Source organism: Capillibacterium thermochitinicola (assembly GCF_013664685.1).
GTDB lineage: Bacteria > Bacillota > UBA4882 > UBA10575 > UBA10575 > Capillibacterium > Capillibacterium thermochitinicola.
Genome location: NZ_JAAKDE010000038.1, coordinates 1 through 1,581 on the forward strand (window position 1 = coordinate 1; position 1,581 = coordinate 1,581).

Here is a 1,581-nt window from a genome sequence, read left to right on the forward strand (position 1 = left end):
TTTTCATTTGAGTATCCACCTTCAATCAACAAAACACGTAAATCAATAATTGCAATTATTTTTATCTAGTATCTGGATTTAGTGTCCTTTCGCATAACGTTTAATAGACGAACTAATTACGTATAAAGTCCATTTTATATGTAATAAACGAATAAGGTTCGTATAATATGCTAAAATGTGGATTTTTGCGTACCTAGTTCGTTTATCTTAACTTTACTACTACTCTACGTCATTATTCTGTCAAGTGGACTTTGAATATTAGCCAGTTTCCTACGGCTAACATGTGTATATATTTCCGTGGTTTTTGACGAAGCATGTCCTAATAATGCTTGAATATATCTAAGATCGGTTCCTCCTTCCAATAAATGTGTTGCAAATGAATGTCTCAACGTATGGACAGTTACCTTTTTAGATATTTTCGCCTTTTCTAAAGCCTTGTCCATTATTTTTTGAACTGAGCGTTCCGTAATATGGGTACCAGGTTTTGCGCCTGGAAATAACCATTCATCTGGTCTCATTAGTCTAACATATTCGGTCAAAGAATCTATTACTACCTGCGATAGGATCGTATAGCGATCTTTTTTTCCCTTTCCTCCTTTTATATGAATCAGCTTTCGCTCAAAATCTATATTTTCCAGTTTTAACCGAACAGCCTCGCTAATACGTAGTCCTGCAGAATATATAATCAACAATATAAGGCGATGCTTTTTATTATTAATAGAATCAAATAACTTTCTAATTTCCTCTTCCGACAGTACTTCAGGTAGTTTTTTATGCCTTTTTGGTCTTTCAACATCTACACAAATATCTCCTTTTTTTAAAACATATTGATATAAAAACTTAATGGCACTAATTACTTGATCGTAATAAGACTCCGAACATTTTTCATCATCTATTAATTTCAATAAATAATCTCTTACCTCTTTTTCTGATAACTCATTCACTTTTTTTGGTCGAAAATATCTAACAAAACGTTTGATATGATTTAAGTAAGCCTTACTTGTTTTCGGACTATAACCTCGTAATTTAATCTCTTCCGCAACTTTTTGAAATATCTCCTCCTCACCTTGTGCAGGAAGATTAGGCCAATAAATCCTAGCAACAGAAAACAAAGAAATATCAACATTGATCTTTTCGTTACGAAACGCCCTAAAAAACTTTTGGATTGCTTCCTCAGTATCAGATATCGTCCAATATTTCTCCTTTGGATGCCAGTAATGTCCTGGAACAGTTTTTATCTTTCTTACTAATTCTGGTGAATAAGGAAAAGTTACTTTAAGCCGGTTTTTCAAGCGGCAAATTGTTACCATTCTTATACACCCTGGTTAAATATTATCATTTCATTTCGGCACTAACCTTTATTTTCCTGCCTTTTATGTCAATTATGTATCTCAAATTAAAAATCCTGGCCGCTCTTCCATCGCTCCAGGCTTATCATACTTGTGGTCTTAATGCCAACTAAAACCCGAAACATAAATAAAACCCGGATCAAAATTTCATTGATCCGGGTTTATGCCAAACCAATATTCGTTAACACAAAATAAAAACCAGGATTATTCATCCTGGTTTTAAAAATATTTC

At 33.2% G+C, this 1,581-nt stretch carries 1 protein-coding gene; it reads right to left on the minus strand.

Annotation, left to right across the window (positions count from 1 at the left end):
* Positions 1 to 224: 224 nt before the first annotated feature.
* Positions 225 to 1,310, minus strand: coding sequence for a site-specific tyrosine recombinase/integron integrase (gene xerA, locus G5B42_RS10665; RefSeq protein ID WP_181340464.1), 1,086 nt, complete (start codon positions 1,308 to 1,310; stop codon positions 225 to 227).
* Positions 1,311 to 1,581: the final 271 nt, after the last annotated feature.

What these genes read in the sequence shown, in the direction of transcription:
- xerA (WP_181340464.1), bottom strand. Translation starts at nt 1,310, where the DNA reads ATGGTAACAATTTGCCGCTTGAAAAACCGGCTTAAAGTAACTTTTCCT.